At 63.2% G+C, this 24,096-nt stretch carries 29 protein-coding genes and 1 tRNA gene; 22 read left to right on the top strand and 8 right to left on the bottom strand.

What is annotated here, in order from left to right:
- Window positions 1–80: 80 nt before the first annotated feature.
- A complete protein-coding gene (locus LH19_RS08900; protein WP_006954973.1) occupies window positions 81–1,295 on the top strand; it encodes an IS256-like element ISSpma2 family transposase in 1,215 nt (404 codons plus the stop codon).
- On the opposite strand, the gene LH19_RS27900 is transcribed toward LH19_RS08900, so the two are convergent.
- The 4 genes from LH19_RS27900 to LH19_RS08885 form a co-directional block, all read right to left on the bottom strand.
- The gene (locus LH19_RS27900; protein ID WP_158514415.1) at window positions 1,262–2,365 is read right to left on the bottom strand and encodes an IS110 family RNA-guided transposase; all 1,104 of its coding nucleotides are present in this window, start codon (window positions 2,363–2,365) and stop codon (window positions 1,262–1,264) included. The genes LH19_RS08900 and LH19_RS27900 overlap by 34 nt on opposite strands.
- A gap of 225 nt (window positions 2,366–2,590) precedes the next feature.
- Window positions 2,591–3,520: a HEPN domain-containing protein gene (locus LH19_RS08895; protein WP_054727181.1), complete on the bottom strand. Its 930-nt coding sequence runs from the start codon at window positions 3,518–3,520 to the stop codon at window positions 2,591–2,593.
- A 52-nt stretch (window positions 3,521–3,572) separates the two neighbouring features.
- On the bottom strand, window positions 3,573–3,821 hold the full coding sequence (locus tag LH19_RS08890; protein ID WP_054727179.1) for a sigma factor-like helix-turn-helix DNA-binding protein: 249 nt from the start codon (window positions 3,819–3,821) through the stop codon (window positions 3,573–3,575).
- Complete coding sequence (locus tag LH19_RS08885) at window positions 3,818–5,152, bottom strand: tyrosine-type recombinase/integrase (protein WP_234716117.1); 1,335 nt, start codon at window positions 5,150–5,152, stop codon at window positions 3,818–3,820. The genes LH19_RS08890 and LH19_RS08885 overlap by 4 nt, the downstream gene beginning before the upstream one ends.
- Window positions 5,153–5,291: 139 nt before the next feature.
- On the opposite strand from LH19_RS08885, the gene LH19_RS08880 reads away from it, so the two are divergent.
- The 11 genes from LH19_RS08880 (at window position 5,292) to LH19_RS08845 (ending at window position 10,999) form a co-directional block, all read left to right on the top strand.
- Window positions 5,292–6,533 carry a tyrosine-type recombinase/integrase gene (locus tag LH19_RS08880; RefSeq protein ID WP_054727176.1) on the top strand — a complete coding sequence of 414 codons (1,242 nt, stop codon included), beginning with the start codon at window positions 5,292–5,294 and terminating at the stop codon, window positions 6,531–6,533.
- Window positions 6,530–7,228, top strand: coding sequence for a hypothetical protein (locus LH19_RS28570; protein WP_145923407.1), 699 nt, complete (start codon window positions 6,530–6,532; stop codon window positions 7,226–7,228). The genes LH19_RS08880 and LH19_RS28570 overlap by 4 nt, the downstream gene beginning before the upstream one ends.
- 75 nt (window positions 7,229–7,303) lie before the next feature.
- Window positions 7,304–7,486, top strand: a complete 183-nt coding sequence (locus LH19_RS08875; protein ID WP_054727174.1) for a helix-turn-helix domain-containing protein — start codon at window positions 7,304–7,306, stop codon at window positions 7,484–7,486.
- A 3-nt stretch (window positions 7,487–7,489) separates the two neighbouring features.
- Complete coding sequence (locus LH19_RS08870; protein ID WP_054727171.1) at window positions 7,490–7,681, top strand: hypothetical protein; 192 nt, start codon at window positions 7,490–7,492, stop codon at window positions 7,679–7,681.
- Entirely contained in the window at window positions 7,674–7,877 is a 204-nt protein-coding gene (locus LH19_RS27895) for a hypothetical protein (RefSeq protein WP_062912894.1), read from the top strand. Before LH19_RS08870 ends, LH19_RS27895 begins: the two co-directional genes overlap by 8 nt.
- On the top strand, window positions 7,874–8,164 hold the full coding sequence (locus tag LH19_RS08865) for a hypothetical protein (protein WP_054727168.1): 291 nt from the start codon (window positions 7,874–7,876) through the stop codon (window positions 8,162–8,164). Before LH19_RS27895 ends, LH19_RS08865 begins: the two co-directional genes overlap by 4 nt.
- Window positions 8,161–8,982 carry a hypothetical protein gene (locus tag LH19_RS28565; RefSeq protein WP_145923408.1) on the top strand — a complete coding sequence of 274 codons (822 nt, stop codon included), beginning with the start codon at window positions 8,161–8,163 and terminating at the stop codon, window positions 8,980–8,982. The genes LH19_RS08865 and LH19_RS28565 overlap by 4 nt, the downstream gene beginning before the upstream one ends.
- Window positions 8,983–8,984: 2 nt before the next feature.
- On the top strand, window positions 8,985–9,686 hold the full coding sequence (locus tag LH19_RS28560; RefSeq protein WP_054727164.1) for a hypothetical protein: 702 nt from the start codon (window positions 8,985–8,987) through the stop codon (window positions 9,684–9,686).
- Complete coding sequence (locus LH19_RS29840; protein ID WP_407696720.1) at window positions 9,625–9,786, top strand: hypothetical protein; 162 nt, start codon at window positions 9,625–9,627, stop codon at window positions 9,784–9,786. Before LH19_RS28560 ends, LH19_RS29840 begins: the two co-directional genes overlap by 62 nt.
- Before the next feature lie 50 nt (window positions 9,787–9,836).
- Entirely contained in the window at window positions 9,837–10,535 is a 699-nt protein-coding gene (locus LH19_RS08850) for a MerR family transcriptional regulator (RefSeq protein ID WP_145923409.1), read from the top strand.
- Window positions 10,532–10,999, top strand: coding sequence for a PIN-like domain-containing protein (locus tag LH19_RS08845; protein WP_054727160.1), 468 nt, complete (start codon window positions 10,532–10,534; stop codon window positions 10,997–10,999). Before LH19_RS08850 ends, LH19_RS08845 begins: the two co-directional genes overlap by 4 nt.
- A gap of 358 nt (window positions 11,000–11,357) precedes the next feature.
- Here LH19_RS08845 and LH19_RS08840 read toward each other — a convergent pair.
- Together LH19_RS08840 and LH19_RS08835 are read right to left on the bottom strand one after the other, a co-directional pair.
- Window positions 11,358–11,447: transfer RNA gene (locus tag LH19_RS08840), tRNA-Ser, on the bottom strand.
- A gap of 250 nt (window positions 11,448–11,697) precedes the next feature.
- Window positions 11,698–12,837 (bottom strand): NAD(P)/FAD-dependent oxidoreductase, encoded by a 1,140-nt coding sequence (locus tag LH19_RS08835; protein ID WP_054727158.1) that lies wholly within the window; start codon window positions 12,835–12,837, stop codon window positions 11,698–11,700.
- Window positions 12,838–13,128: 291 nt separating this feature from the next.
- Here LH19_RS08835 and LH19_RS08830 point away from each other — a divergent pair, with 291 nt between their 5' ends.
- From LH19_RS08830 to mazG, 10 genes are all read left to right on the top strand, one after another.
- A complete protein-coding gene (locus LH19_RS08830; protein ID WP_234716116.1) occupies window positions 13,129–14,139 on the top strand; it encodes a lytic murein transglycosylase in 1,011 nt (336 codons plus the stop codon).
- Window positions 14,123–15,121: a septal ring lytic transglycosylase RlpA family protein gene (locus LH19_RS08825; RefSeq protein WP_054727155.1), complete on the top strand. Its 999-nt coding sequence runs from the start codon at window positions 14,123–14,125 to the stop codon at window positions 15,119–15,121. The genes LH19_RS08830 and LH19_RS08825 overlap by 17 nt, the downstream gene beginning before the upstream one ends.
- Before the next feature lie 11 nt (window positions 15,122–15,132).
- A complete protein-coding gene (locus LH19_RS08820) occupies window positions 15,133–16,350 on the top strand; it encodes a D-alanyl-D-alanine carboxypeptidase family protein (RefSeq protein ID WP_145923411.1) in 1,218 nt (405 codons plus the stop codon).
- A complete protein-coding gene (gene tmk, locus LH19_RS08815; RefSeq protein ID WP_145923632.1) occupies window positions 16,344–16,973 on the top strand; it encodes a dTMP kinase in 630 nt (209 codons plus the stop codon). The genes LH19_RS08820 and tmk overlap by 7 nt, the downstream gene beginning before the upstream one ends.
- The gene (locus tag LH19_RS08810) at window positions 16,970–17,947 is read left to right on the top strand and encodes a DNA polymerase III subunit delta' (RefSeq protein WP_054727148.1); all 978 of its coding nucleotides are present in this window, start codon (window positions 16,970–16,972) and stop codon (window positions 17,945–17,947) included. Before tmk ends, LH19_RS08810 begins: the two co-directional genes overlap by 4 nt.
- Before the next feature lie 47 nt (window positions 17,948–17,994).
- A complete protein-coding gene (gene metG, locus LH19_RS08805) occupies window positions 17,995–19,575 on the top strand; it encodes a methionine--tRNA ligase (RefSeq protein WP_054727146.1) in 1,581 nt (526 codons plus the stop codon).
- A complete protein-coding gene (locus LH19_RS08800; protein WP_054727144.1) occupies window positions 19,575–20,351 on the top strand; it encodes a TatD family hydrolase in 777 nt (258 codons plus the stop codon). Before metG ends, LH19_RS08800 begins: the two co-directional genes overlap by 1 nt.
- Window positions 20,352–20,364: 13 nt before the next feature.
- The gene (locus LH19_RS08795; RefSeq protein ID WP_054727142.1) at window positions 20,365–21,129 is read left to right on the top strand and encodes an MBL fold metallo-hydrolase; all 765 of its coding nucleotides are present in this window, start codon (window positions 20,365–20,367) and stop codon (window positions 21,127–21,129) included.
- Window positions 21,126–21,302 (top strand): hypothetical protein, encoded by a 177-nt coding sequence (locus tag LH19_RS28555; protein WP_156344019.1) that lies wholly within the window; start codon window positions 21,126–21,128, stop codon window positions 21,300–21,302. Before LH19_RS08795 ends, LH19_RS28555 begins: the two co-directional genes overlap by 4 nt.
- A 64-nt stretch (window positions 21,303–21,366) precedes the next feature.
- Entirely contained in the window at window positions 21,367–22,140 is a 774-nt protein-coding gene (gene mazG, locus LH19_RS08790; RefSeq protein WP_054727140.1) for a nucleoside triphosphate pyrophosphohydrolase, read from the top strand.
- Here the strand turns inward: mazG and hflX are convergent.
- Both hflX and hfq read right to left on the bottom strand, forming a co-directional pair.
- On the bottom strand, window positions 22,118–23,473 hold the full coding sequence (gene hflX / locus LH19_RS08785) for a GTPase HflX (RefSeq protein WP_054727138.1): 1,356 nt from the start codon (window positions 23,471–23,473) through the stop codon (window positions 22,118–22,120). The two genes, mazG and hflX, sit on opposite strands and share 23 nt — an antisense overlap.
- Before the next feature lie 20 nt (window positions 23,474–23,493).
- Window positions 23,494–24,081, bottom strand: a complete 588-nt coding sequence (gene hfq, locus LH19_RS08780; protein WP_257720445.1) for an RNA chaperone Hfq — start codon at window positions 24,079–24,081, stop codon at window positions 23,494–23,496.
- Window positions 24,082–24,096 lie beyond the last annotated feature (15 nt).

The following is a 24,096-nucleotide window of genomic DNA, read 5'->3' as shown; positions in this document are numbered from 1 at the left end:
ATGCGGCGTCGCTGGTGGCCACCGGGTTCATCGTTATGGTGGAGTTTGCACACTTCAACCGTGACGAAGAGGAGTTCCCGATGACCGAGGACAGATTACTGATCGAAGAGCTTGCTGCGAAGGGCGGCCAACCGGATTTTTTGCGCACCATCGCCGAGAACGTGCTGCAGCTGATCATGGAGGCCGACGTTGATGGCCTGATCGGCGCGGGTCGCCACGAACGCAGCAGCGAGCGCGCGACCTGGCGCAACGGCTATCGCGACCGTTCGCTGGATACCCGGGTAGGCACGCTGAACCTGAAAATCCCCAAGCTGCGTGCTGGGTCCTACTTTCCGGGCTTCCTTGAGCCCCGCAAGATGGTCGAGAAAGCGCTGGTTGCGGTGATCCAGGAAGCGTGGATCGGCGGGGTCAGCACCCGGCGGGTCGATGAACTCGTCCAGGCCATGGGCATGACCGGCATCTCCAAGTCCACCGTCTCCAAGCTTTGCAAGGACATTGACGAGCGCGTCCATGCCTTTCTGAAACGCCCGCTCACCGGCGAATGGCCGTATCTCTGGCTCGATGCCACCTATCTCAAGGTACGCGAAGGCGGGCGGATCATCAGCGTTGCCGCAATAATCGCCATGGCCGTCAACACCGAGGGCCGGCGCGAGATCGTCGGCCTGCATATCGGCCCCTCGGAAGCGGAGGTCTTCTGGTCCGACTTCCTGAAGGACCTTGTTCGGCGCGGTCTTACCGGCGTGAAGCTGGTCATCTCCGATGCTCACGAGGGCCTCAAGGGCGCGATCACCCGCGTCATGGGCGCCACCTGGCAGCGCTGCCGGGTGCACTTCATGCGCAATGCCCTGTCCTATGTGCCCAAGGGCCAGAACACTGTCGTCGCCGCCGCGATCCGCCAGGTCTTCCTGCAGCCCGATCAGAAAAGCGCAACGCAGGTCTGGCGACAGGTCGCCGACCAGTTGCGCACCCGTTGGCCCAAGCTCGGCGCCTGCATGGACGAGGCCGAAACCGACGTGCTCGCCTACACCGGCTTTCCCACCCAGCACCGCACGAAGTTACACTCAACCAATCCGCTCGAGCGGCTCAACAAGGAGGTCAAGCGCCGCGCCGACGTCGTCGGAATCTTCCCGAACGAAGACAGCATCATCCGCCTCGTCGGGGCTGTGCTGATGGAGCAGAACGACGAGTGGCAGCTCCAGCACCGATACATGCAGATCGAAGGCATGGCCGAACTCAACCAACCCATGATCGAGGAGGAAAATCAGCCCCTACACATCACCGCCAAAGCCGCCTGACGATGGCCCACGGCCACAGCCGAAATTACACCACCTTGACGGACGCGACCCTTCCACATCGCCAACATGACGATAGATAGCTTTCGAGCCACTGCAGTATTAGCGCGTCCTCCACCCCTACGCTCCCGAAGGTTGAGACCCCAACGCTTCAAACTGCTGTCAGTCGAGCGCGCGCGAAGCAGATGCATCGCGGCTGTAACCAAGTGTTGGCGGGTCATCGTGTTACCCATTTTGCTGATCCGGAATCGCGCGACTGTGCCGCCAGACTGTCGGACACGGGGTACAAGCCCCAAATAGGGTCCAACGTCGATGCATCTAGCAAACCGGTCAGGATCGCAGATGGCGCTGTAGAAAGAGAGCGCGGTAAGCGGACCAACGCCAGGTATTTCCATGAAGCGGCGGCAGATATCGATGTTGACCGCCATATCCGCAAATTTGCGATCCAGGTGCTGAACATAATCTCGCAGCCCTGCGCAAATGGAGAGAACGGGTTCTATATCTGGTCGCAAGTCGATCTTTTGCTCTTTGCGTAATCTATCCATTTCTAAATTTGCTTTACGACGCAGCGTTGCCGCAGAATGGCACTTGGCCAGTTTGCCGCCATAAAGATTGAATTGTGCTCCGATCGCGGCTTCGCTCGCAATTCTCATTCGAAGCATCTGTTTCCTGTTTGCCAGCATGGATCGGATGCGTTGGCATTCCACGCTCTTTACCAACACTTCCGACACTGCTGATCGTCCGCTTCGCGCGACATCCGCTATTGCCCGAGCGTCATTGCGATCCGTTTTGTTCTGCTTCAGGCCTAGAAAGGCGGAAATTTGCCGGGCATCGAAAACGGCCACGGAATATTTCAAGCGTTCAAGTCCGCGCGCCAAATAGATGCTGGAGGAGCCCGACTCCATGGCAATGACCTCTATGTTCCCGCGCCGGAGAGGGCGGATAAAGGCATCGATTGCCTCGACGGACGTCGGAAGATCGCCTTGCTGGATTGGTTCCCCGGCTGAATTTAGCACACAGACTGATGTCGCATACACGCCTGCGTCGAGACCCACCCATAGCCGCTTGCTCATTGGTGCCTCCCACCCTGGGATCCGGCGCCACATAGGCATCAAGGTCGTGGCCTTATTTCTGGGCTCGGCGTCCGAATCTGACGATGAGGTTGGCTCGAATACCTGAACCGAAAATGACAAACTTAGATTGATGGCGTTTTGACCAGTACCTGCGAACTCTTTGAGATTGGTCTCTTCGCGCAACCGCTAGGTTCAGGCACTCACCGAAACATCGAGGAGAAATGATCAAACGGGCGCGGAAGCCATTTTTTCAAGTTCGGCGAGGCGCTCTCCGCAGATTGCGTGGACCGCGCGACCGAGTTCCTCGACGCAGCCACCGAGCCACGTCAGCTCTTCTTCGGTGATGCGGTAGTGCTTCGAATAGCGGGCCTTCACATAGGCCTCCTTGAGCTTCTCAAACCGCGCCCGATCTTCGCGGCGCTCGCGCGGCCAAGCATCGACCAACCGCATGTCGATCCGTTCAGCCTGCGTGCGCAGGAAGGCGAGATTGTGAACGTGCGGCGTGTAGAATGTGCAGACCAAGAGGACGCAGTGGTACAGGCGCTCGACGCCTTGGTGGAGCTCAAACGCGGCCTTCTTGTATCGACCCCGCTCCGTGTTTGAGCGAAAATCGTCGAAGAATTCCCCTGCGCTCGGATACCACTCGTCAAAATACTCCCGAGCCATCGCAAGCGCCTGCTCAGGCGTCTTGGGCTTGGGGGTGTGGAGCGGCTTGTCATCATACTCGTAGAGCGCGATCCCGTCGCGCGCGACGTCCATGAAGAAATAGCGCCCATGAGCGAGCCCGTCGTTCACCTCCTGTAAGGTGTGCACGATGAAATTGACCGGCGTCTTGAGCGTCTTGTCGATCGCCAGTTCTCGGATAAGCCGGTCCTCAAGCTTACCCCAGAAATCAACCTTCTCGGTCAGCCGCTTGTCGTTGACAATAATGAGAAGGTCGAAGTCCGAGCGATAGCCCTTGGCGGTGTGCGGCTCATCAACCCAGCCGCCGCGCGCATAGCTGCCATAGAGGATGATCTTGTCGATCCGGCCCTTCTTCTTCCAGCTCATCGTGCCGAGCGCCAGCGCATCCTCGAACTCTTCGAAGATGATTGCCTTTACGCGTTCCAGCTCGCGCTGCTTGTTGGCCGGAAGATGGTCGAGGTCGGTTTTCATCGCTGGCGGCACCCTGTCGGCGCGGCGGCTGATTGGCAAGATCGAAGCGGCTTCATCGCCGCCAGAATTGCCACCACCTACGGTTCTTTCCATCGACCGACTGGGCGATGACCCGCAAACTGCGGATCATCGCCTGTTCGACCTCGGCAACGCTGACGCCATGGCGCTCAGCAAGCTCGCGATAGTTCAGCTCCTCGACGCGGTGGCCAAGGAAGATCTCACGATCCTCCTCGTCGATCCGATCGACGGCGCGCTCATATTTGCGGAGCAGGTGACGCCGCGCGCGGGTGTAGCGGCTCACCGCTTCCTCCCATCGCAATAGTTCGCCCAATCCTCCATCATCAGGCGGCGCTTTTCGAGAAGATTGCCGCGCCGGTATGCGGCCTCAACCTTGTTGGCGACAGTATGGGCGAGGGCGGCTTCAGCGACGTCGCTCGGATGGTTGGTTTCCTCGCTCACCCAATCGCGGAACGACGAGCGAAAGCCATGCGCCGTGTAAGGCTCGCCCATTTCCTTGAGCAGTTTGGTCAGCGTCTGATCCGACAGAGGTCGATTGCGCCGCAGGCCGGGAAAGACAAGGTCGCAGCCCTTGATCCGCAACCGCGCGCACCGCTCGACGATGCGCAGCGGTCGGCGGGTGAGGGGGACGACATGCTCCCGATATGCCTTCATGCGGTCTTTGGAGAGCTTCCACAGCCCCTTTTCGAGGTCGAACTCTACCCACGTCGAGCCACGAACCTCGCCGGACCGGGCGGCGGTGAAGATCGCAAATTCGAGCGCGAGGCGGCTGAACGATTCTCGCTCGCGGAGACGCTGCACGAAGGCAGGCACATCTTCATAGGGCATGGCCGCGAAATGATTGTCGCGACGCGGCTGGCGAGGCAGGCCTTTGGTGATCGCGCGCATCGGCGCATCGGTTTCGCGGTAGCCCGAGGCATAGGCCCAATCGAGGACAGCGCCGATCCGCTGGCGGACGCGGCGCGCCGTCTCTGGCTTGGCCAGCCAGATTTCCGCGAGCAGGTCGCGGATCATCGGGCCGGTGATCTGATCGACTTTGAACTTTCCGATGTGCGGGAAGGCGTAAAGCTCCATTGTGCGCATCCATTGCGCATGATGCTTGCCGTTGCGCCACGTCTTTGAATGTATCTCGTAAGTCTTGGCGGCGGCCTCCTTGAAGGTCGGCACTGCCTGCCGCTTGCGCCTCTCTATTTGCGGGTCAACGCCCAACTCGACCTGGCTGCGAATCTCCCGCGCGAGTTCGCGCGCCTGCGCCAAGCTGACTTTCTGGCAGCTGCCAAGGCCGAAGTCGCGGCGCACGCCATCGCTCTGGACCCGGCACACCCAGCTGCTGGTGCCTCCCGGTCGTTCGAGGCGCATAAGGCCGTCGCCGAGACTCACTCGCCGCTGTTTGCTCTTGGGCTGCGAGAGCCCTGTCGAAGTGCTGTTCATCCCTCTGATCATAAAATTTAGTCCCACATTGGCAAAAATGTCGGCCTGGATCATGTGGGACGCACAGGGATACGAATCGCACCTCAAACCCGCAGCTACGCTGGGGTCTCGGAGACGGTTCGGGAAAGAGTGGGATTGAAACCTGGCGGACAGGGTGTCCCCAAAACTAGCATCCCGATGCATCCACCAGCATTAAAATAGGCATCGAAAATAGGCGATAATCGGCACAATCCGACTCCGTTCCCGTCCCGTTCTATCCGGTTGCGTTCCCATAAAACCAGCGTATTATCGGGGAACGGATTTGGTAACGGAGACGCCAGCCATGCCTCGCAAGCTCAGCAACGTGCTAACCCCTCTGGCGGTCAAGAATGCCAAGCCCGGACGCCATGCGGACGGGGGAGGGCTGCACTTGCTGGTGAAGGAAACCGGCGCTCGGTCATGGGTGTATCGCTTCATGCTCAAGGGCAAGTCGCGCGACATTGGCTTGGGCGCGGCTGGACAGGGCGGCATTTCCCTTGCCGATGCCCGGACGGCGCGCGATGCCCTGCGGCTCAAGGTGAAGGCCGGGATTGATCCTCTGGAGGAACGCCAGCGGGAAGCCACAGATGCGCTTGCGGCGGCTCAGGCGGCAGCGATAGCCGGGGTGACGTTCAAAGCCGTGGCAGAGGCTTATATCGGCGCAAATGAGGCAAGCTGGCGCAATGACAAGCACCGGCAGCAATGGCGCAACACGCTGGCAAGCTACGTCTATCCCGTCATGGGCGAATTGCCGGTTGCCGACATTGCCACGGCGCATGTGCTGAAAATCCTTGAGCCGATCTGGCAGGACAAGCCCGAAACTGCCAGCCGCATCCGGGGGCGGATAGAAACCGTGCTCGATGCCGCCAAGGCGCGCGGATACCGGGATGGCGAAAACCCTGCCCGCTGGCGCGGCCATATCGCGCAAATCCTGCCGCCCCGTTCCCGGCTCACGCGCGGGCATCACAAGGCCATGCCCTATGAGGCAATCCCGGCGTTCATGGCGAGGCTGCGCGAGCGGGAGGCGATAGCGGCGCTCGCGTTGGAGTTTGTCATTCTCACTGCAACGCGCACCAGCGAAGTGCTGGGGGCAACTTGGGCCGAAGTCGATTTGGACAAGGCAATCTGGACCGTGCCAGCGTCCCGCATGAAGGCGAGCAAGGAACATCGCATTCCCTTGTCGCCCCGCGCTGTCGAGATTCTGGAGGCCGTGAAACCGCTAGGTAAAGCGAACCTGTTTCCAGCCGACAAGGGCGGCAAGCTATCCACAATGGCCATGTCGATGCTGCTTCGCCGTATGAAGCTGGAATGCACCGTTCACGGCTTCCGCTCGGGCTTCCGCGATTGGGCAGCCGAATGCACCGGCTATGCCCACGAAGTCTGCGAAATGGCGCTGGCTCATGTGATCGGCAACAAGTCCGAAGCGGCTTACCGGCGCGGCGATCTATTCGACAAGCGGCGGCGGCTCATGGCCGATTGGGCATCCTATTGCGCCAGCGACGGCGCTGCTGGTGCGAAGGTTTCGCCAATCCGAGGAGTGGCATGAGCACCAAGAGACTCCCGCCTGAGTACCCCGAAAGCCTGCCGCCTGTAGAGATGCGGGAGCGCATGTTGGAAAGACTTGATCCAAAGGAAGGTCTCGAAAGCGCCTTGGCTGCCGTTCATGCAAAATTGGTTCAGGCCGCGCTGCGTATGGAGCAAGTGGGCGATGGCGGCCGATTCGGCGTTGCGTTGGGAATGAACGCGCTACTGGAATACTTTTCCAATGTCGGCGTTCCTTATGCTGCATTGTCGCCGATCTATGAAGTCCAAGCCGCAATCGTGGATGCCCGCCGTGGCGTTGAAAGTCCAATTTTTCGGCCGGATAGAGTAGGCGGGGGAGCGCCACCCACACCTGCACGCCACTTGGAATTCGAGGGTTATCTCGCCGTCATTACAGATTGCTGCGTCAGCCATTGCCGGAAGCAAGGGACACGAGCCTACATGGTAGAGGGCTGCAAGTTGGCAGCTAAACTGATACGAGAATCGAGTTGGGACATTAAGCCCGATGACAAGGAGTTACGAGAGATTCGGGAGCGGGTTAGGGCGCTACGGGAGGAAAGGCCCGACAATCAGCTCTATCGCCTCATGCTCGACAGTCCCGTAGCACGAGATCGACCATTAGATTGGGCCAAGTTGCTACTCAAGCATGACTGGATAAACCGGCCACCAGCAAACTTTCTTGCTAAACCCCCATTTTAGACGGAACGAATCACTGTTCCAAACTGCCCGGCAACGTTCGGGCAATCCCGCACGGACCTTGCGGGATACTTCCCCATGAAAGCATACGGCACTTTGCCCGAAGCTCAGCAATTCACGGGCATGTCGCGCACGCGGCTTTATGAATTGCTCCAGAAAAACAAGATTACGGCTCGGAAAGCCGGGCGGCGCACGTTGATCTCGTTTGCCGATCTCGAAGCCTACCTTGCCAGCCTCCCGACTTATCAGGCGGGAGCATGAGCAATGGCGATAAAAATGCAAAACCCCGGCGTGCAGGCCGGGGCTTCGCGCGATCTGCTTTTGGGTGGCTGGTCGCATCCCCTCTCTACCGCACAGGACTGGCGGGTGCAAATGCTTGCCTCCCGTTATTGCCTGCCGCCCTCGATGGCGCGGGACGTGGTGTGGCTCTGCTTTGGGGAGGGCTGCAATGACTGAGCCGCCCTTTCTCGATCATCGCGCAGCGGCGCTTGCCCTGCTGAGCGGCACCGGCCGTCTAAGCCGCAAGGCTGGGCAGTTTCTTGGCCAGCTTGCGGTCGATCCATCGCCCATGAGTGAAGCGCAGGCCGATTGGCTGGGCAAACTACTGGCACGCGCAGGCTTGCCGCCCATGGCAGAGGGAGGCGCGGCATGAGCCCCTATCCCGATGCACCGGGGCACCGGAACGTGGAAACCTCGATTGCCGCTGCTGAAGCTCTTGCGCCAAAGCTGGGGCGGCTCCAGCGCATGGCAGTGGGCGCAATCCGCGATGCTGGCGCGCATGGCCTGACTGCCGACGAACTGGCCGGACGGCTCGATATGGACCGCTGGTCTATCCAGCCGCGCACCAGTGAGTTGAAGCGAAAAGGGCTTATTCGTGACAGCGGACAGCGCAGGCCGAACCGCACCGGCAAGCTGGCCATTGTCTGGATTGCCCCATGATCGCTGCCGCCATGCCAAAGCCGCTTGATAGCGCCCGGCATGGCGGCGCTTTGAAACTTCACCGTGATTGCGGTTTCGGTGAAGTTTCAATTGCGGTGCTCCAGCCGCAATCGCCCGCAAATCCACCGATTTTCAGAAGTGGCACGGCGCTTGCGGTTAATTACCTTACATCTGGTGTGGGAGACCTTTCCGCTAGGCCCACCGGCCGGGGCGGCGCACGCAACCGTGCCGACCGGGAGAGCCATGCACTGACAGCGGCTCAAATTGCCAATCTGAAGGCCGCTGAGCGCCATGCCAAAAAAATCGGGCAGCCTTTCACTCGTATGATCTCGATTCACTGGCAGGCCGCTGGAGTGCCCTTGGCAGGCATGGCGAAGGCGACCGGCCGCTTTACCGATCTCATGGCGAAGGCGCTGGCCCGGCACGGAAGCGGTACCGCTTGGCTGTGGACCCATGAAAATGCGCCCGGCAACGGCCCCGACAAAGGCGGGCATTGCCACTTGCTTGCCCATGTGCCCGCCGATCTGGTGCCCGTCGTGACGGCATTGCAGCGGGGATGGCTTCGCCGGATTACGGGCCAGCCTTACCGGGCGCGCGTCATCCACAGCAAGCCGATTGGCGGCAGGTTGGGGCTGGAGACTGCCAATCCTGATCTGCACGCGGTCAATCATGCAGCGGCGCTCGCCTACGTGCTGAAAGGGGCAAGTGCTGAGGCAGCGTCACACTTCGGCCTGGAGCGGCTGGAGCCGGGCGGGCGCATCATCGGCAAGCGTTGCGGCACCTCTCAAAACATTGGCGCGAAGGCGCGGAAGGACTGACAATGGCGAAACGGACAAAGGCAAAACCGGGGGACGGCCTCGCGACGCGCGGGGAACCCGCAGTGCTCGAAGTTGAAAAGCGGCCGGACGAAAACATCGGGCGAACGCTGGCGCGGGTGACGTTGGACCCGCAAACCCGCAACGCGCATCTCGCCATGTCATTCGGCTCACAAATGTTTGGGGACCGCCACCAGCCCACCATTGCTGAAAGCAGCGCAGTGCTAGCCGAGGAACTACAGCGCGCGGTGAAGGGCGACCTGTCGCTGGCCAGCCGCATCTTTGCATCTCAGGCAATATCGCTAGACGCACTCTTTACGGAAATGGCCCGGCGCTCTGGCAGCAATATGGGGCACTATCCCGACGCAGCCGACAGGTACATGCGGCTGGCGCTAAAGGCCCAAGCTGCCTGCCGGGCGACGCTGGAAGCGCTCACAAGGCTCCACCAGCCCCGAGAGCAAACCGTGAAGCACGTTCATGTGAACGAGGGTGGACAGGCCGTGGTTGCCGATCACTTCCACCAGCACAGAGGGGAGGGGGGAAATGGAAAATCAGACAAACAATCCGATGCAACCGGCCCAGCTGGCACAATCGTCGCGCTGCCTAGCCCGGACCCGCTCGGGAACGGAGTGCCAGTCCCCGGCATTGAAGGGAAAGCGACGTTGCAGAATGCACGGCGGGACGAATCCCGGCGCACCTACAGGTAACCGCAACGCCCGAAAGCACGGCGGCTATTCCGCAAAGGCAAAGGCAGCGGCCCGATACGTGAAGGAAATTGCGCGGCTGGTGCGGGAGGTGGAGTGCTAGCCTTGCCATTTGGGGGTGTAATTGGACGGTCCAGCCGCTAGGATATGAGCATGGGTGTAATGGAGGCCATTGACCGCGATCCGCTGCTTGCGGGCTTCTACAGCATCGGGGACGCCACCCGATTGCTGGGCGTATCCCATGCGGCCAAGCTGCGTGGGTGGATCAATGGCTGGCCAAGTAGCAAATCCGGGCCGATTGTGGATCGCGACTTCAAGAAGTCCCCGACGGTCAGTTTTCTGGACCTGATGGAACTGCGGTTCATTGAGTATTTTCGTGGCCAAGGCGTCTCGATGCAGACGCTTCGCAAGGCTGCCGAACTGGCGCGCAAGGAATGGAGTGTTCAGCATCCCTTCGCCCTGTCCGATGTGAAATATCTAACCGACCGTCGCCGCGTGATTGCTCAGGCTTCCGAGGAGGTTGGCGATCGACCAACTTGGGAAATGGTGACGGGTCAATATCTGATCTGGGATGCAATCGAAGCGTCTATTGCCAAGGGAGTTGTCTTTGATCCGGCGACGCATTTGGCATCGCGCTGGAAGCCTCGCCCGGGCGACCATCCCGATATTGTTCTCGATCCGGCGCGGGCATTCGGGAAGCCGCTAGTGGACAGTGCAGGCATCCCGACCGATGCCTTGTTTCGGCAATGGAAAGCGGAAGACGGCAACTTTGACAGAGTGGCGCGCTGGTTCAACGTGTCACGCGGTCAGGTTGAGGGGGCCGTGCGCTTTGAGCTTGAATTGGCAAGTTGAGGATAAGGGCGGACGAGCACGTCGCTGAAGCGATAATCAAAGCGGTCCGCGAGATTGCGTTGCGGGACGGCTGGTCACTGGATTCCGTCGTGAGCGCGAGACAAGCCGGGAAGTCCGACGTACATTGGATCACAGAGTTTATGGCCGATGGCGGCGATGTGATCCTATCAGCCGACCGCGACTTTCTGGAAAATCCGCCTCAAGTCGATGCCGTCTTTCGGACTGGCGCAAAGGTCATCCATCTGCCGCCAAAATGGGGGCAGGCGAAAGGCACTATGCAATCTGCCCATATCCTCATGTGGTGGGCAAGGATTGAAGAATGCATCATCGCCATGAAGCCCCGGCAATGCTTTCGTCCGCCGTGGAACATCAATGAGACCGGAGAGCTACAGCCGGTTGCGATTGATTTTCAGTCGGCGCAAAAGAAGCTGAAAAAGGCAGTCAAGAAGGGCAAAGCTGGATAGGCACCGTCCCTTGGGTGCGTCGCGCGGCTGGTTTCGAAGCGACCCGGAAATTATTTGCTGCAAACTGGTAGAAAACCGCGCTTGCAGTCGAATTCAAGTCGCAAGTCATTTTTAATTGGGAAGCTGCCACCTCTCGAACCCCGCGCCGCTCCGCCATTCCCAGCCGCGACTTGTCGCGTAGGGTGTGTATCGAACTGCACCCGCACCAGCCGGGAAAGTCCCCCGATCTGGCCTGCCCGATCTGCAAACCCATTCCGGCTGCATAGCGAGGCTATGCGCCTAGCGGGTGACCTATCGGGGAGCGATTATGGGAATGGAGCCAACTTTCGGGAAAAACTACAAAAAAATCAACGAAAATTGGCGGACAGGGTGGGATTCGAACCCACGGTGAGCTTGCACCCACGGCGGTTTTCAAGACCGCTGCCTTAAACCACTCGGCCACCTGTCCGCACGGCGGATTACCGCCATTCATTCCAAGCTGCGGCCCGCGAAACCGTTGTGGCGTGGGGCACCTGCCGGGACACCTCCTTGGCAGCAACTTGCTCCTCGGCGGTGAAATATGGCCGATACTCTGCTGCCTGCCGGATTGTCGAGAGTCCTCTTTCGCTTGGCAGTCGATAAATGTTGCCGCCGCTCGTGAGGCGCCGCGTGGCGCGCGCACTGTTCGTTGATTGCTTCCCGGCGCTCGGATGGTCGAGCTAATTTCCTGCGATCTGGAGCCGTTCGACCGCAAGATCGGCCCGATCGACACCCCAATCCGTCAAGCCGGCGGGCCAGTTGCCGCCGGTGATCAGCGATTCCGTCGCAGCGGCCATCGCGGGGGCGGTCTGCAGGCCATATCCGCCCTGACCGGCCAGCCAGAAAAACCCCTCTGTATCGGGCGCGAAGCCGGCGACCGGAACGCGATCATGCGTGAACGTGCGTAGCCCTGCCCAGCTATGACTGAGCCGCCGGACGGCGAGCGAGGTATAATGTTCGACCTTCGCTGCGGCGAGGGCGATGTCATATTCCTCCGGCTGGGCGTCGGTCGGCTCGCTCGGCACTTCGTCGACGGGACAGGCGAGCAGGCGACCCGATTCGGGCAGCATGTAGAAATCGTCGACCGCGGTCTTGGTGAAGGGCCAGTCGCCGATCTGCTGATCCGGCGGGGCGTCGAAGGCGATGATCGTCCGGCGCAGCGGCTGAAGGCCGAGCGGCTCGACGCCCGCGAGGCGCGCGATCTCGTCGCACCAGGCGCCCGCCGCGTTGACGAGGATCGGTGCGGAGAAGCGGTCGCCGGTCGCCGTGGTCACGACCCAGTTCGTTCCTTCACGCGCGATCGCAACGACGCGGGCACCCGGGATCGACTGGCCGCCCGCTTGCTTGATCGCCGCGCGATAATCCTGCTGCAGCATTTCGCTGTCGAGGCGGCGCGCGGCGCGGTCGAGCACCGCGGCGACGATCCCGTCGCCGCCGCAGCGGAGTACCGGCACGATGTCGCGCGCGGCGTCGGCGTCGAGCCGCTCGAGCCGGTCGCTATAGGGCCGCATTTCCGCTTCGAGTAGATCGAGCCCCGCGAGCATCTCCGGCGGCGCGATGAACAGCGCGGCGGAGGGGCGCGACAGCGCGGTGCCATTTGCGCTGGGGGTTTCGAAATGCGCGCGGCTGAATGCCGTCATGCCGCGCACCACCGATTTGCCGATGCCGAAATGATAATAGGTCGCGCTGCGGCCGCTCGAATGATAGCCGAAGCCACTCTCTGCTTCGAGCAGCACGGTCCGTCCGTGCGCGGTAAGCCGCGCGGCTGCCGATACGCCGGCGATGCCGCCGCCCACGATCAGAAAATCGGCTGTCTGCAATTCCCGTTCCCCTCCGGCAATCTCCGGTGCCGAGCCCGCTCGCTCTGGCTGGCGGCAATCCGAATGACGTCGATGCTTCTTATTACCTCGATCCGCACACCGAAAGGGCCGGAACCGGTCGAGCACGTGGCAAGCGAACCGGGTGTATCGGTCCGGCGCGCGAATGACTCGGCTTGTCTTGGCGCGGGGTGGTCAAGGCGCTCGCATCTGTGCAAGACATTGCCTATGGGTGGGGACGTCATGCACGCTAGCAGTTTCAGAATCGGACGCGTTTTCAAGCTGGCAGCCACGATGCTGTCGGCCTGGGCGCTCACCGCATCGGCGCCGCTCCACGCACAGGGGAGCGATGCCGGCTTTACCACCTATGTCCAGTCGCTGTGGCCGAAGGCGCAGGCGCGCGGGGTATCGCGCGCGACCTTCGACCGGGTGACCGCGGGGCTGGTCTATAACCCCCGTGTCGTGGCGCTCGATCGCGACAACCTTGGCGCACCCCCCAATCCCAACACGCCGATCCCCGCCTTTGCCCCCTATAAGGCGAAGCATGTCGATGCGGCGCGGATCGGCGGCGGGCGCGCGGTTCACGACCGGCTGCTGCCCATGCTGTCGCGGATCGAACAGCGCACCGGCGTGCCGACGAGCATCATGATCGCGATTTTCGGCCACGAGACCGCCTATGGCAAGGTGACGGGCAATTTCGACTTGCCCGAGGCGCTGGCAACATTGGCCTATGAAGGCCGCCGCCGCAGCCTGTTCGAACCCGAATTTCTTGCGACGCTGGAAATGGTCGAAAAGGGCGTGCCGCGCAGCGTGCTGAAAGGAAGCTGGGCGGGGGCGTTCGGTTATCCGCAATTCCTGCCCTCGGTTTATCTGGCGGTTGCCGAGGACGGCGACGGCGACGGCGTCGCGCGTATCTGGTCGAGCGAGGCCGATGCGATCGAGTCGATCGGGGCCTATCTGCGCCGCGCCGGCTGGCGCGCCGGGCAGCCGTGGGGCGTCGCGGTGCGCGTGCCCGCCGGTTTCGACCGCAATCGTTTTGCGACGCGGCTCCAGCCGACCCGCTGCCCGCGCGTTTTCGCGCGCTACAGCCGTTGGCGGAGCATGGCGGAATGGCGCGCCGACGGCTTCCAACCGCTGAACGGCCGCTGGCCCGACGGGCAGGTGCAGGCGACGTTGCTCGAACCCGATGGTCCCGGCAACACCGCCTATTTGCTGACCGGCAATTATCGTGCGATACTCGACTATAATTGTTCCAACTTTTACGCGCTTTCTGTGGGGTTGCTGGCGGATGAAATCGATCGTTAGGGGCGGGGGCCTGATGGCAGGGGCGGCGTTGCTGCTCAGCGGATGCGGCAATCTGGGTGGAGGCAAGGGCGACAGCAGGCCCATAGCGGGGCCGGCGCCTGCGACCGCCGGGGTCGATGGACCGGCCAAGCTCGGCGAGCCCTTCACGATCAGCGGCACCACCTATACGCCCGCCGATATCGCCGACTATGACGACGTCGGCTATGCGAGCTGGTATGGCGAGGAACTGGCCGGGCGCCCGACAGCCAATGGCGAAGCGTTCGATCCCGCCGCGATCACCGCCGCGCACAAGACGCTGCCGCTGCCGAGCTATGTCGAGGTCACCGCGCTCGATACCGGGCGCACGATCCTTGTGCGCGTCAACGATCGCGGGCCGATGGCGAACGACCGGCTGATCGACCTGTCGCGCGGCGCCGCCGAGCAGCTTGGCCTGACCGGCGGCGTCGCCGCCGTCCGCGTCCGGCGCACCAATCCGCCCGCCGCCGAAAGGGCGCAGCTGCGTGCCGGCGGCGCGGTTCCCGACCGGATCGCGACGCCCGACTCGCTGCTGATGATCCTGCGCAGCAAGCTCAAGGGCATGCCGGTTCCGGCGGGCGTTTCCGCCAATGTCGCGGCGGCGACGCCATCGACGCCGACTGCTCCGGCGCCTGCGCAGCCCGCGGGCGGCGACCGTTTCATCGTCGAAGGCCCCGGCGCGAAGAAGCCTGCGGCAAAGCCTGCCGCCAAACCGGCCACACCCGTTGCCAAGCCTGCGCCGGCGCCGTCCGCCGCGAGCGGTAGCCACGCCGTGCAGGTCGCTGCGTTCGGCAGCCAGAGCCGCGCCAACGCCGCCGCGAAGTCGGTCGGCGGCAGCGTCGTCAAGGCGGGCAATCTCTGGCGGGTCCGTATGGGACCGTTCGCCAGCGACGCCGAGGCGCAGGCTGCGCTCGGCAAGGCAAAGGCAAAGGGTTTCCGCGACGCAGTGGTCGTTCGCGACCGGTGACCCGCCGGCCGATGCGACGGGCGATCATCATCAGGGGCGGTGCTGCGGCGCTTGCCGCGCTGGCGGTTGCCGCAGCGTTGCCAGCTGCCTCGGCAGGGGGCAAGGCGCCTCCGGCGCCGGTGAGCCGCCCGCTCTACGTTACGCAGGCGCCGATCGTGATGCTGAAGGATCTCGATTCGGGCGCGATCCTCTTCTCGCGCGGCGCCGACAAGCGCTTCGCGCCGGCGTCGATGGCAAAGGTGATGACCGCCTATGTTGTGCTCGACCTGATCCGCAAGGGCGAATTGTCGCGCGACAAGCAATTCACCGTCGATGAAGCGACGTGGAAAAAGTGGAACGGCAGCACCGGCGGATCGACGATGTTCCTGCGGCCGCGCGAGAAGGTGTCGGTCGACGAACTGCTCAAGGGTCTGATCACCGTTTCGGGCAATGACGCCGCGGCGGTGCTGGCGGTCGGGATCGACGGTAGCGAGGAAGCATTCGTCAAACGAATGAATGTCATAGCGGACAATATTGGTATGTCGTCGAGCAAATTCGGGACACCGAATGGCTGGCCCGACGGCGGGGTGACGAAGGTGAGCGCCGCCGATCTGATCACGCTTGCCGACCGGCTGATCCGCGATCATCCCGAAGGCTATGCGCGCTATTTTTCGATGCCGCGGCTCCAGCACGGCACTTCGCCCGATGGCAAGCCGATCGTCCAGCCGAACCGCAACCCGATCCTCGGCCGTTTCGCGGGTGCCGACGGGCTCAAGACCGGGCACACCGCCGAAGCGGGCTATTGCTTCCTCGGCTCGGCGAAGCGCGGCGGGCGGCGGTTGATCATGGTCGTTGCCGGGATGAGCAGCGAGAAGGCGCGCCGCGACGAGGCCGAACGGCTGATGAGCTGGGGTTTCGAGCAATGGGAGGGCCGCGAACTGGTCCCCGCGGGCGCCAGCGTCGGCCGCATCGATGTCGGCAAGGGCGCCAAGCCGGTCGTCGCGACGGAAACCGGCATGGCGGTGCGGATGACGGTGCCGAAAGGCTATTCGGGCGGTTATCGCGCAGTGATGCGCACCCGCTCGCCGCTCGCGGCGCCCGTCGTGCGCGGGACGCCGATCGCCGATCTGGTCGTTACTCCGGACGGGTTGCCGCCGCAGACGACGCCGCTGCTTGCGGCGGCCGACGTCGGCGAAGGCGGCTGGTGGGCGCGGGCGCGCACCGGCTTTTACCGGCTGACGGGCTGGTGAGCGGGCGTTTCATCACCCTCGAAGGCGGGGAGGGTGTCGGGAAATCGACGCAGATCCGCGCGCTCGCCGCGGCGCTGGCCGGACGCGGCATCGAAAGCGTCGTGACGCGCGAACCCGGCGGCAGCGTGGGCGCCGAGGCGATCCGCGCGCTGTTGATGGAAGGCAGCGACGACCGCTGGGACGTCCGCAGCGAAGCCTTGCTTTTTGCCGCAGCGCGCGCCGATCATGTCGCGCGGACGATCCGGCCCGCGATCGAACGCGGCGCGTGGGTGCTGTGCGACCGCTTCGTCGATTCGTCGCGCGCCTATCAGGGCGGCGGCGGCGGGATCACCGATGCGGACATCATGGCGCTCCATGGCTTCGGTTCGCTGGGGCTGCTCCCCGACCGGACCTTCCTGCTCACCGTCGGCGCCGATGAAGCCGCGCGGCGGCTGGCGGCGCGCGATGCGGGCGGCGCCGACCGCATGGGCAGCAAGCCCGCCGACTATCAGGCGCGCCTCGCTGCGCGCTTCGCCGAGATGGCGGCGAGCGAACCTGCGCGCTGGCGGGTGATCGAGGCCGATGCTCCTGCCGATGCGGTCACCGCGGCGATCCTCGCCGACCTTCAGGAGTGGCTGGCATGATCGGCCATCAGGACGCCGAAAGCGCCTTTATCGAGGCATGGGCTGCGGGGCGGCTCCACCATGCGTGGTTGCTCGCGGGACCGCAGGGGATGGGGAAGGGTGCCTTTGCCGAGCGGGTGGCGCGGTTCCTCGTCACCCACGGGAGCGGTGGTGACGGCGTGCCGGTATCGCTCGACGACCCCGGCGATATCGCCGCATCGCGCCTTGTCGACGCCGGCAACCATCCCGAGATTCTTTCACTGACGCGTCAGCCGAAGGACAAGGGCAAGGAACTCGCGCGCAACATCACCATCGACCAGGTGCGCGGCATCATCCGCCGCCTGCACCTGTCGCTTTCGCTCGGCGAGTGGCGCGTGATCATCGTCGATGCGGTCGACGACCTCGAGACCGATGGCGCGAATGCCCTGCTCAAGACACTCGAGGAGCCGCCAGCCAGAACGCTGTTTTTGCTGATCAGTCACTCACCCGGACGCTTGCTGCCGACGATCCGTTCGCGATGCAGAACGCTTCGTTTTCAACCGGTTGCACATGACGTCATGACATCTTGGCTGCACGAATTGCGCCCGATGCTCGAAATGGCGGAGGTGCGCGCGATCGTTGCGGCATCGGGCGGGGTGCCGGGAAAGGCAATCGCCCTGATCGACAGCGACGTTGCGGCGATGGAGAAGAAATTGCTCGCCATTGCGGCGAGCGGCGATCCCGGAAACCGGCTGCGCGAAGCGCTGGCGCGCGAAGTCGCGGGCACCAGTAACCGCGCCCGGCTCGAGTTGGTGATCGACATCGTTCCGGGCCTGCTTGCCCGGCTGGCGCGCGAGCGTCCGGTAGCGGAGATCGCACCGGTGCTGGCGCAATGGGACCGCATCCAGCGGACGGTGCGCGATGCGATCCGCGGTTCCTACGACGGCGCGATGGTCGGGTTCGAGATCGGCAATTGCCTTGCCGAACTCGCGCCCAAAGTCGCGGCGGCGCGATAATCGTCGGGATACTTCCCCTCCTGCTCCGCACCCGCTAAGGCGCGGGCATGTCAGACCCCTTTTATATCACCACCGCGATCAGCTATCCGAACGGCCGCCCGCATATCGGGCATGCCTATGAAGCGATCGCCACCGACGTCATGGCCCGCTTCCAGCGCGCCCGCGGTCGCGACGTGCGGCTGATCACCGGCACCGACGAGCATGGGCTGAAGATGTTCCAGACGGCGCGCGACCAGGGACGCGCGACGATCGATCTCGCGGACGAAATGTCGGGATATTTCCGTGAGATGTATGCCAGGCTGAATATCAGCTATGACAATTTCATGCGTACCTCCGACGCCGCGCACCATGCGGCGTCGCAGGCGATCTGGAAGGCGATGGAGGCCAATGGCGATCTCTATCTCGACCGCTACGAAGGCTGGTATTCGGTCCGCGACGAAGCCTTTTACGACGAGAGCGAACTGACGGAAGGAGAGGGGGAAACCAAACTCTCGCCGCAGGGCACGCCGGTCGAATGGACCGTCGAGGAAAGCTGGTTCTTTCGCCTGTCCAACTATCAGGACAGGTTGCTCGCACTGTACAACGACCAGCCCGATTTCATCCGTCCCGAAAGCCGCCGCAACGAAGTGCTGCGCTTCGTCGAGGGCGGGCTCAAGGATCTCAGCGTCTCGCGCACCAGCTTCGACTGGGGCGTGCCGGTGCCGGGCTCGCCGGGGCATGTCATGTATGTCTGGGTCGACGCGCTGACCACCTATCTCTCGGGCCTCGGCTATCCCGATCCCGCCAGCGATTTCGGCAAGTTCTGGCCGGCGAATATCCACATGATCGGCAAGGATATCGTTCGTTTTCATACGGTTTACTGGCCGGCCTTCCTGATGAGCGCCGGTCTGCCGCTGCCCAAACAGGTGTTCGGCCACGGCTTCCTGCTCAACCGCGGCGAGAAGATGTCGAAGTCGCTGGGCAATGTCGTCGACCCGATGGCGCTCGCCGAACATTATGGCGTAGATCCGCTCCGCTATTATCTGCTCCGCGAAGTCAGCTTCGGGCAGGACGGCACCTATTCGGCCGAGGCGATCGTGCGCACCGCCAATGCCGATCTGGCGAACAGTTTCGGCAATCTGGCGCAGCGCAGCTTGTCGATGATTTTCAAGAATTTGGATGGTGCTCTTTCCTCTGACTATGGGCAGGCGCAGGATGATCTCGACCTGCTCGGCGAAGTCAATGAAATGGCGCGCAATTGCCTGCCACATGCCTTCGAGCAACTGGCCTTTTCGGTCGGTATCGAGGATTGGCTACGCGCGGTGTTCGCGTGCAATCAATATGTCGACGCGCAGGCGCCTTGGGCGCTGCGCAAGACCGATCCTGAGCGGATGCGCGCGGTGCTGATGACTTTGTTCAAGGCGGTCCGGACGCTCGCGATCGCGATCCGTCCGGTCGTGCCGGCGGCCGCCGACACATTGCTCGACCAGATGGGGATCGCCGAAGACGCCCGCGATTTTGCCGCGCTGGCCGAAACCGACTGGTTCGCGAAGCTCGCCGCCAGCGGCTTCACCGTCGGCCAGCCCGTCCCGATCTTCCCGCGCCTCGAACTGCCTGCCGAAGAGAATGAGGGGGAAGGGGAGGCCTGATGCTCGTCGATTCGCACTGCCACCTCAATTACAAGGGGCTTGCCGAACAGCAGGGCGAGGTGCTGGTGCGGGCGCGGCAGCGGGGCGTCACGGCGATGCTCAACATCGCGACGCGCGAAAGCGAATGGGACGATGTGCTCGCGGCGGCCGAAGCCAATCCCGACGTCTGGGCCAGCGTCGGCATTCACCCGCATGACGCCGACCAGCATCCCGACGTCGACACCGCGAAACTCGTCGAGCGCGCCGCGCACCCGCGCGTGATCGGCATCGGCGAGACCGGGCTCGACTATTATTATGACAAGAGCGACCGGCAGCGGCAGCAGGATAGTTTCCGCCGCCATATTCACGCGTCGCAGCAAAGCGGTTTGCCGGTCATCGTCCACACACGCGATGCCGAGGAGGATACGCTGGCGCTGCTCGGCGAGGAAATGGGCAGGGCGGTCTTTCCCGGCGTCATCCACTGCTTCACCGCCAGCGATGATTTCGCCCGGCATGCGCTCGATCTTGGCCTCTATATCTCGATCTCGGGGATCGTGACGTTCAAGAATGCCGCCGACCTGCAGGCGACCGCGAAGTGGCTGCCGCAGCACCGTTTGCTGATCGAAACCGACTCCCCCTTCCTCGCCCCCGTGCCGCACCGCGGCAAGACCAGCGAACCGGCGTTCGTCGCCGACACGCTCGCCTATCTCGCCGATTTGCGCGGTGACGATCGCGACGAACTGGCGGCGACGACCAGCGCCAATTTCTACAAGCTTTTCAACAAGGCGGCGCCGTGACGTCGGACACGCCATGAAGCTTCGGATCCTTGGCTGCGGGACGTCGTCGGGCGTCCCGCGGATCGGCAACGACTGGGGTCAGTGCGATCCGGACAATCCGCGCAATTTGCGCAGCCGTGCCTCGATCCTGATCTCGCTCGGCGGCTTCCGGCTGCTCGTCGACACGAGCCCCGACATGCGGCTGCAACTGCTCGACGCCGAAGTCGGCGAGGTCGATGCGGTCATCTGGACGCACGAGCATGCCGATCATTGCCATGGGCTCGACGATCTTCGGCAGATCATGCATTTGCGGCGCTCGGCGGTGCCGGCTTACGCGCGCGACCATGTGCTCGACATATTGAAATGGCGTTTCACTTACGCCTTTGCCGGAAATGCCGGCTATCCGGCGTCGGTCGATCCGGTCGAACTGATGGATCATCAATCGATCGGGCCGATCGAGGTGTCGGCGATCGAAATGCCGCATGGGCCGATCAAGGCGACCGGGCTGATCTTCAGCGACGGTGCCCACAAGATCGCCTATGCTACGGATTTTTCGAAGTTTACCGACGAGATGGTCGACTTTTTCCAGGGTGTCGACCTGTTCGTGATCGACGCGCTGCGGCGCTATCCGCATCCGACGCATCCGCATCTGCAAATGTCCCTCGAAGGCCTTGCCAAAGTCGGCAGCCCGCGTGCGATCATCACGCACATGGATAACACGATGGACTATGACGATCTGTCGGCCGAGTTGCCGCCGGGCGTCGAGCCGGGTTATGACGGGCTGGAGGTGCAGCTATGACCATGGAAACCGGCGCCGACATGCTGTGGTTCGCGATGGCGCTGACGCTCGTTGTCAGTGCGCTCGTCGCGCGTCAGCTAAAACTGGCCGACTGGCTTAAGATGGGGCTGGCCTGGCTCGCGATCTTCGCGCTCGTGTTCATCGTCATCCGGACGTGGCAGCTCGTGGCGTGAGGGGGCGCGCCGCTTCTCGCCTGCATATGATGATTTAACATAATATATATTATCGGATAATAGGATGGCCGAAACGACAAGCCTGTCCCCCATCGATCGCCTGCTTGCCATCATGCGCCAATTGCGCAACCCCGACGGCGGTTGCGAATGGGATCTGGCGCAGGATTTCTCGACGATCGCGCCCTATACGATCGAGGAAGCCTATGAGGTTGCCGACGCGATCGCCGGCGGCGACCCCGCTGCGATCTGCGACGAGCTTGGCGACCTGCTGCTCCAGGTTGTCTTTCACAGCCAGATTGCGACCGATGACGGGCTCTTCACGTTCGACGACGTCGCTGCGGCGATCAGCGACAAGATGGAGCGCCGCCATCCGCACATCTTCGGCGACACCAAGGCCCATGACGTCCGGATGCAATGGGAGCAGATCAAGGCGGCGGAGCGTGCTGCCGACGGTCCGCAGGGCGCGCTGGCAGGCGTCGCGCTGTCGCTGCCCGCACTGCTCCGCGCGCAGAAACTGCAGGCGCGCGCCGTACGGGTCGGCTTCGACTGGCCCGACGCCCAGGGGCCACGCGACAAGATTGCCGAGGAACTGGCCGAGGTCGCCGATGCGGACAGCGATGCGGCGCGGCACGAGGAGGTTGGCGACCTGCTGTTCGCGGTGGTCAATTATGCGCGCAAGCTCGGCGTCGATGCCGAAGGCGCGCTGCGCGACGCGAATCTCAAATTCGCGCGCCGTTTTGCCGCCATGGAGGATCGGGCCGGCGGCTCCTTGGCCGGGCTGTCGCTCGATGCGCAGGAAGCGCATTGGCAGGCCGTCAAGGCGTCGGAGCGCTCGTAGCGTCGGGTCTGGCCGGCCACAATCGCTCGAAACGTGCCCGGTCGGCGGGATCGAGCCGGACCGTGAGCAAATGCCCCTCGCCCTGCACTTCGTCGCTCAGCACCTCGCCGCGCGCGTGCAGCCACGCCATCGCGTCGCCTTGGTCGAAGCCGAGGAAGATCCGCAGCGTCTGGTGCTGCGCGGTCAATTGCAACGCCATGAGGATACGCGCGGCGTCGACGCCTTCGCCGGTGACCGCCGAGATCAGCGCTACGTCGGGCCGCCGCGCCGCCATTTCCGCGATCACCGCGCGGCGTTCGGGATCGGCGGTATCGATCTTGTTCCAGATTTCGATCTGCGGAATGGCGTCGGGCGCATCGCCGCCCCCTTCCCCGTCCTGCGCGCCGTTGACGCCCAACGAGTCGAGGATCGCGCGGACATCGTCATATTGCGCCTCGCTGTCGGGATGGACGATGTCGCGGACGTGGACGATCAGGTCGGCGGTCGTCACTTCCTCGAGCGTCGCGCGGAACGCGGCGACAAGCTGGGTCGGCAGGTCTGACACGAAGCCCACCGTGTCGGACAGGATCGCCTTGTCGATCCCCGGCAACCCGATCTCGCGCATCGTCGGATCGAGGGTTGCGAACAACATATCTTCCGCCATGACGTCACTTCCCGTCAAGCGGTTGAAAAATGTCGATTTCCCGGCGTTGGTATAGCCGACAAGCGCGATCACCGGCCATGGTGCGCGCTGGCGTTTCGCACGCTGAAGCTGGCGCGTGCGGCGCGCATCCTCGAGCTGGCGGCGGATGCGTGCCATGCGGTCGCGGATCATCCGCCGGTCGGCCTCGATCTGGGTTTCGCCGGGGCCGCCGAGGAAGCCGAAGCCGCCGCGCTGGCGCTCAAGGTGGGTCCAGCTCCGCACCAGCCGCCCCGCCTGATAATCGAGATGCGCAAGTTCGACCTGCAGCCGCCCTTCGGCGGTCGCGGCACGCTCGCCGAAGATTTCGAGGATCAGCCCGGTGCGGTCGATCACCTTCGCCCCGAACGCGGTTTCGAGATTGCGCTGCTGGATCGCGGTCAGCGCCGCGTCGACGATGACGACCTGGACGTCGTGGGCCGCGATATCGGGCTTGATCGCGTCGATCTGCCCGACGCCGAGCAAGGTGGCGGCGCGCGTCTGGCGCAGCCGGATCGGATGCGCCGCGACGACGACCAGCCCGATCGCGATGGCGAGCCCCTTTGCTTCCTCAACGCGCGCATCGAGGTCGCGCGACAACCGCTGGCCATGCCATTCGGGCACGACCAGCAGCGCCGCGGCGCCGCGCGTCACCTCGCCAATGTCATCGTTCATCGGAGCGTTCGGGCGATCGATCAGGCGCCGCCCGCGTCGTCGTCGCCGTTGTCGGTCAGGTTGATCGGCCCGTTCGGCTGGACGGTCGAAATGGCGTGCTTGTAGACAAGCTGCACCTGCCGCTCGCGTTCGAGCAGCATGCAGAACAGGTCGAAGGCGACGATATCGCCCTGCAGCATCACCCCGTTGACGAGGAACATCGTCACCGACTCGTCCGAACGCCGCACCGCGTTCAGGAAAACATCCTGCAAGGCCTTGCCCTTGCTGGCGGGCGCATCGCGCAGATTGTCGCCGAGGAGCGAGAGATCGAAGTCATGCGAGGGCATGACCGTCGAGATGGCGTGCTTGTAGACGAGCTGCGACTGTCCGTCGCGGCGGAGAAGGAGCGAAAAATTGTCGAACCAGGTGATGATTCCCTGCAACTTGACGCCCTTGACGAGGAACATCGTGACCGGAGTCTTGCTGCGGCGCAGGGCGTTGAGGAAAAGATCCTGGAGATTCTGATTCTTATCGGACACATTGGCCTCCTGTTCTTGGCGGTATAACCGCGGTGCGATGTCGGCACAGCCGGCATCTTTGACCTTCTTCGCACACGCAATATGCGGCATAGCGCGCCGCAGGTC

This window comes from Sphingopyxis macrogoltabida (assembly GCF_001314325.1).
Classification (GTDB): Bacteria; Pseudomonadota; Alphaproteobacteria; order Sphingomonadales; family Sphingomonadaceae; genus Sphingopyxis; species Sphingopyxis macrogoltabida.
The sequence above is the reverse complement of the archived record's forward strand: the minus strand, read 5'-3'. Positions and strand labels throughout refer to the sequence as shown.

Bases quoted from the DNA above. Each gene is read 5' to 3' on its own strand.
- LH19_RS08900 (WP_006954973.1), top strand. From the start codon at position 81: ATGACCGAGGACAGATTACTGATCGAAGAGCTTGCTGCGAAGGGCGGC.
- LH19_RS27900 (WP_158514415.1), bottom strand. From the start codon at position 2,365: ATGAGCAAGCGGCTATGGGTGGGTCTCGACGCAGGCGTGTATGCGACA.
- LH19_RS08895 (WP_054727181.1), bottom strand. From the start codon at position 3,520: ATGAAAACCGACCTCGACCATCTTCCGGCCAACAAGCAGCGCGAGCTG.
- LH19_RS08885 (WP_234716117.1), bottom strand. From the start codon at position 5,152: ATGCATCGGGATGCTAGTTTTGGGGACACCCTGTCCGCCAGGTTTCAA.
- LH19_RS08880 (WP_054727176.1), top strand. From the start codon at position 5,292: ATGCCTCGCAAGCTCAGCAACGTGCTAACCCCTCTGGCGGTCAAGAAT.
- LH19_RS28570 (WP_145923407.1), top strand. From the start codon at position 6,530: ATGAGCACCAAGAGACTCCCGCCTGAGTACCCCGAAAGCCTGCCGCCT.
- LH19_RS08875 (WP_054727174.1), top strand. From the start codon at position 7,304: ATGAAAGCATACGGCACTTTGCCCGAAGCTCAGCAATTCACGGGCATG.
- LH19_RS08870 (WP_054727171.1), top strand. From the start codon at position 7,490: ATGGCGATAAAAATGCAAAACCCCGGCGTGCAGGCCGGGGCTTCGCGC.
- LH19_RS27895 (WP_062912894.1), top strand. From the start codon at position 7,674: ATGACTGAGCCGCCCTTTCTCGATCATCGCGCAGCGGCGCTTGCCCTG.
- LH19_RS08865 (WP_054727168.1), top strand. From the start codon at position 7,874: ATGAGCCCCTATCCCGATGCACCGGGGCACCGGAACGTGGAAACCTCG.
- LH19_RS28565 (WP_145923408.1), top strand. From the start codon at position 8,161: ATGATCGCTGCCGCCATGCCAAAGCCGCTTGATAGCGCCCGGCATGGC.
- LH19_RS28560 (WP_054727164.1), top strand. From the start codon at position 8,985: ATGGCGAAACGGACAAAGGCAAAACCGGGGGACGGCCTCGCGACGCGC.
- LH19_RS08850 (WP_145923409.1), top strand. From the start codon at position 9,837: ATGGGTGTAATGGAGGCCATTGACCGCGATCCGCTGCTTGCGGGCTTC.
- LH19_RS08830 (WP_234716116.1), top strand. From the start codon at position 13,129: ATGCTGTCGGCCTGGGCGCTCACCGCATCGGCGCCGCTCCACGCACAG.
- LH19_RS08825 (WP_054727155.1), top strand. From the start codon at position 14,123: ATGAAATCGATCGTTAGGGGCGGGGGCCTGATGGCAGGGGCGGCGTTG.
- LH19_RS08820 (WP_145923411.1), top strand. From the start codon at position 15,133: ATGCGACGGGCGATCATCATCAGGGGCGGTGCTGCGGCGCTTGCCGCG.
- LH19_RS08810 (WP_054727148.1), top strand. From the start codon at position 16,970: ATGATCGGCCATCAGGACGCCGAAAGCGCCTTTATCGAGGCATGGGCT.
- metG (WP_054727146.1), top strand. From the start codon at position 17,995: ATGTCAGACCCCTTTTATATCACCACCGCGATCAGCTATCCGAACGGC.
- LH19_RS08800 (WP_054727144.1), top strand. From the start codon at position 19,575: ATGCTCGTCGATTCGCACTGCCACCTCAATTACAAGGGGCTTGCCGAA.
- LH19_RS08795 (WP_054727142.1), top strand. From the start codon at position 20,365: ATGAAGCTTCGGATCCTTGGCTGCGGGACGTCGTCGGGCGTCCCGCGG.
- LH19_RS28555 (WP_156344019.1), top strand. From the start codon at position 21,126: ATGACCATGGAAACCGGCGCCGACATGCTGTGGTTCGCGATGGCGCTG.
- mazG (WP_054727140.1), top strand. From the start codon at position 21,367: ATGGCCGAAACGACAAGCCTGTCCCCCATCGATCGCCTGCTTGCCATC.
- hflX (WP_054727138.1), bottom strand. From the start codon at position 23,473: ATGAACGATGACATTGGCGAGGTGACGCGCGGCGCCGCGGCGCTGCTG.
- hfq (WP_257720445.1), bottom strand. From the start codon at position 24,081: ATGCCGCATATTGCGTGTGCGAAGAAGGTCAAAGATGCCGGCTGTGCC.